The sequence below is a fragment of the Succinimonas sp. genome (genome assembly GCF_045225735.1).
Lineage (GTDB): Bacteria > Pseudomonadota > Gammaproteobacteria > Enterobacterales > Succinivibrionaceae > Succinimonas.
In genome coordinates, this window is the sequence record NZ_JBGVBR010000441.1 from 1 (window position 1) to 4,486 (window position 4,486).

At 49.1% G+C, this 4,486-nt stretch carries 3 protein-coding genes; all 3 read left to right on the top strand.

All coding sequences use genetic code 11. The annotated features are described in order from the left end of the window. The first annotated feature begins 402 nt into the window (after positions 1-402). Entirely contained in the window at positions 403-2,232 is a 1,830-nt protein-coding gene (locus ACJROR_RS15315; RefSeq protein WP_406547848.1) for an SEC-C metal-binding domain-containing protein, read from the top strand. A gap of 80 nt (positions 2,233-2,312) precedes the next feature. Next, on the top strand, positions 2,313-3,179 hold the full coding sequence (locus tag ACJROR_RS15320; protein WP_406547849.1) for a hypothetical protein: 867 nt from the start codon (positions 2,313-2,315) through the stop codon (positions 3,177-3,179). A gap of 146 nt (positions 3,180-3,325) precedes the next feature. After that, complete coding sequence (locus ACJROR_RS15325) at positions 3,326-4,237, top strand: SEC-C metal-binding domain-containing protein (protein ID WP_406547850.1); 912 nt, start codon at positions 3,326-3,328, stop codon at positions 4,235-4,237. The last annotated feature ends 249 nt before the right edge of the window (positions 4,238-4,486 follow it).

Genomic DNA, 4,486 nt, shown 5'->3' on the forward strand with positions numbered 1-4,486 from the left:
GGGGCGCCATATCTTTTATTCCCTCCTGTGCAAGTGCGAGCTTTTTACCGCGAGATTTCAGGCGCCGCTCTTTACCGGCATTTTTGCGGTGGAGCGTCCGGTTCCCCCGGCGGCAGCGCCTCTTCATGAACCAGCCCCGGATGCCGGCCCGTAACCTTGCTGCCAAAACCATGCATCATTTCAAAGCTTATTTCAGAGCAAGATGAACAACATGAATTTGGCATTTTTTTTCAGGAATCGTTATCATACGAAGCTCGGGAGCCAATCATCTTTCAGGCTCAGGCCGTTTTTTCGGAAATAAGTTGCATTAAGCCGCACCGCCAGGCGGAAGGGGCGTCCCTTCCGCCCTATGTGGTTAGTGCCTGATTCTAAGGAAAATGAGAGTCAATCAAAGGAAAGCAAATGAACGACAGTGATATTTCATGGCTTTTGCGAGCCTTTGCCAACTACTATTGGTCAGTGCCGGTATCTCTGGCGCGGAAAACCATTACGGAGTGGCATCCCGACGTCTCCCCGGAGCAACTTGACAGGGTTATTGAGGCCGAGACGAATCGCGAGTGGCCGGAATTGGTTTTGGTAACCGAGGGCGTTCCGGAACCGGAGCTGGCTCTGGGCTCTATGTTTGAATCCTATGACTGGGGATATGGCGGGTATCGGCATCATCGCAAGGATCTTCCATATGCCATTCGTTCAGAAGAAGAGATTTTGAAGGGCGATCGGGAGCATGTCCGGTACGATATTCCGGAAGCGCAGGCGCTTTACGATTATGTGTATACGGAACTGGAGCTTAACGACGAATGGACCCGCGATGTGCTTTTCAACGTAATGTTTCATCAGGAGGAGTCATTCATGACACAGGAATCCTGGATGAACTATATCGTTGAATACCCGGACATTAAGACCGGGCTTTTCAGCTCTTTGGATCAGGTCAGGCGCTTCCGGGATCTGGGGAACCAGATGTATCTCCATTATCCTAATCCGTATCTGAGAGGCTGGAAACCCGCGGAGCTTGAAAATCCGCCCTTGATTCCTGATGATATCCCGGACAGCGAAGCCGATATTCCGGCGATGCGGAAGACATCCGGAGGTTTCTCCTATGATCATTACAGGTACCGATCCGCATTTGAAGAGATTGTGAGAATAGACAGGATAAAGGGAGCTAATGCAGCTTTCGATATGCGGCAGGCAAAGACTGAAGCAGAGCGGAAGACCGCTAAGGCGCCCGTAACAAACGGTTCGGATACTGACAGCAGTCAGGATTTGAACACTCAGGGTAAATCCGGCAATGATAAAAGCGGGAAGATAAGAAAAGGGAAGCTTATGGAAGACTCCGATATTGAAATCCTGATCCAGTTCTTTGCCAACTACTACTGGTCGGTTCCCCTTTCTCTGGCGCGGGAAACCATTATGGGCTGGCATCCTGAAATCACTCCGGAGCAATTTGAAGGAGCTCTTAAAAACGTCATCGGAATTCCTCCCCGGGCGAAGGCCGTTTTGGTGACCGAGGGCTTTTCAGAGCCGGTTCTGGCATCGCGGGTATTGTTTGAAATGGGGGATGAACATCAGTATTTTCTGGACTGCCGGGAGGAGAATCTGCCTTTTGCCAGCCGTTCCGAAGAGGAGATTCTGAAAGGCGGCAATTTATACAGCATCAGACTGGACATCCGGGAGGCGCAGGATCTTTTTTTATTTGCGCAAAATGAACTGGGGCTTATCAGTAGATGGGCCAATGACGCGGTTTTTATCACCAGACACACTAAGGACGAATTATTCCGGAGTCAGAAGTCCTGGGTGCTCGATGTTCTTAAAAACCACGACTTTATCGCATCCGGATTAAGGTCACTGGATCAGGTCAGGCGCTTCCGGGATCTGGGAAACAGGATGTACCGGGCGCTTCCGAACCCTTATCTTAAGGGCTGGAAGCCGGCGGAGCTTGACAATCCCCCGCAGTTTTATGATGATTCTCCGGAAGACGAAGCCGAGATTACCGATATCCTGAGGAAAAACGGTTCTTTTTCTGTTTCTCCCCCAGATATTGCTCAGGACAGGGCCGATCTTGACATGATTCAAAGGTATTGCGAGGAATTTGTCAGGAAGAAGGAAGAAGAAATCAGACTGAAGAAAAAGACAGCCGGCATCCCGAAAAAGCCTGATTTCGGCCGAAAGGTCGGCAGAAACGAACCCTGTCCCTGCGGCAGCGGAAAGAAATACAAGAAGTGCTGCGGGAGATAGGGACTTCCCGGGGCGTCCGGCGCGCGGGAACAGGCAACATTTGGCAAACCATCATCATGATTAAATGTTAAGAGGAAGATATGGAAGATGAAGAAATAGATATGGAAGATATAGAAGCTATGGAAGAAATGGAGGATCTGGAGGATATTGGAGAGCTTATTCCGGCGTTTGCAAACTACTACCGTTCGGTGCCGGTATCATTTGTGCGAAATACCATTTTGGACTGGTATCCCGACATAACCGCGAAGCAGTTTGACTCGGTGCTTGAGAGTGTGGCCGGCGAACCTCCCGATGCGGATATCGTTGTGGTAACCAAAAATGTTAAGGAGCCGCAGCTGGTAAAATGGAGCTTTTTTGCCGAAGATGACAGCAGTTATGCGCGTTTTCTGAAACACAGGAAGGATCTTCCCTTTGCCATCCGTTCAGAGGAAGAGATTCTTGATGGAGACAATGACGACGGTATCAGGTATGACATCTCGGAGACGCAGGCTCTTTATTATTTTGCCCACAAAGAGCTGGGACTTGACTGCGAGGAGGCCTGGGATATGGTTTCGGATACCATGAGTTCTCAGGAGAGAGCTTTGTGGTTTAATGAAAGCTGGGTGATTGATTTTATTAAAAGCAGCGCCTTTAAGGGGACGCTGCGATTCAAGGCACCAGAACAGTTCAGGCGCTTCCGGGATCTGGGAAACAATATGTACCGTAACCTTCCAAATCCGTATTTGAGAGGCTGGAAGCCAGCTGAGTTTGAGAATCCTCCGGCACTGCCTGATGATTTTCCGAAAACCAAAGCCGATATGATAAGAATTATGAGGGAAGTTCTCGGCAAATTAGAGATCTATAACGGGGGGGAGAAAATTGATACATCGCAAATGTCTGATGAAACCTTTTACAGGTTGCTGGGAGACCTAAACAGAATTCCTAATCTGACAGCGCGCTTCAAGTAAAACGAAACGATCAGCAGAAACGAACCCTGCCCCTGCGGCAGGAAATACAAGATGCGCTGCGGGAGACAGGGATTTCCCGGGCCGTCCGGTGTATGGGAGACAGGCAGCATTTGGAAAAACAGCATGGCTGAATGCAGAGGAAGAAGATGGAAGACAGCGAAATTAAGAAACTCATAACAGCTTTCACGCACTACTATTGCGCAGTGCCGGTATCATTTGTGCGAAATACCGTTATAGGCTGGCACCCCGAAGTAACTCCTGAGCAGTTTGACCGTGTCCTTAAAAACACGGCCGGAGATTCCGGGAAAGCGAATGTCGTTCTGGTAACCAGGGACGTTAAGGAGCCGCAGCTGGTGCAACGGGCCTTTTATGAGTTCGACGGCGTTTACGAGCGTTTTCAGAAGATCCGGAAGGATCTTCCTTTTGCCATTCGTTCCGAGGAAGAAATTCTGAAAGCAATCACCGAAGCTCTTGTCAGGCCAGATCTCCCGGAAACGCAGGCTCTTTTTTCTTTTGCGCAAACTGAGATGGGGCTTGACAGTGTTAAGGCCTGGACTGTGGTTTTTGATGCCATCAGCTCTCAGAGGGAATCATTATGGACAAATGAAAGCTGGGTGGTCGGTTTTATTAAACGCGCTGCCCCTAGGGGGACAATGAAACTCAGTACACAAGAGATGTTTGAGCGTTTCCGGGATTTGGGGAATAACATGTACCGTAATTTTCCAAACATATATCTGAGGGGATGGAAGCCCTCCGAGTTTGAGAATTCTCCCTCATTGCCGGATGATTTGCCGAAAACTAATGCTGAAGTGATGAAGATTGTGAGAGAAATATGCAATGACTTGGACTTTTATAAGAACGGCAAGAAAATTGACATATCGCAAATGTCTGACGATGCCTTTTACGGGGCTCTCTTAGAGTCTGCCAAGTCTCATAATCTGTCAGCAAGCTTCAAGAAAAATGTCACCACGGACCGAAATTCCGGCAGAAAGATCGGCAGAAACGAACCCTGTCCCTGCGGCAGCGGCAAGAAATACAAGAAGTGCTGCGGAAGATAGGGCCAGTTCAGGATGGCGGGCATATGGCAGCCCCGGATATTACGGAGATGCAAAAGCCTGATCGCAGCCGGAGTCTCCCTTGTTAAACCGCCCGGCGTCATATAGGTGAGAGCCCCTTCTGACAAAGAAACGATAAACATTCAGAGAGAAGAATACGGAGAAAAAGAGATGGAAGACAGCGATATCAAAAAACTTTTAATCGCCTTTGCCAATTATTACCGGTCGGTGCCGGTGTCTATGGTTCGGGAA

Coding starts and splice junctions, on each gene's coding strand:
- ACJROR_RS15315 (WP_406547848.1), top strand. CDS start 403: ATGAACGACAGTGATATTTCATGGCTTTTGCGAGCCTTTGCCAACTAC.
- ACJROR_RS15320 (WP_406547849.1), top strand. CDS start 2,313: ATGGAAGATGAAGAAATAGATATGGAAGATATAGAAGCTATGGAAGAA.
- ACJROR_RS15325 (WP_406547850.1), top strand. CDS start 3,326: ATGGAAGACAGCGAAATTAAGAAACTCATAACAGCTTTCACGCACTAC.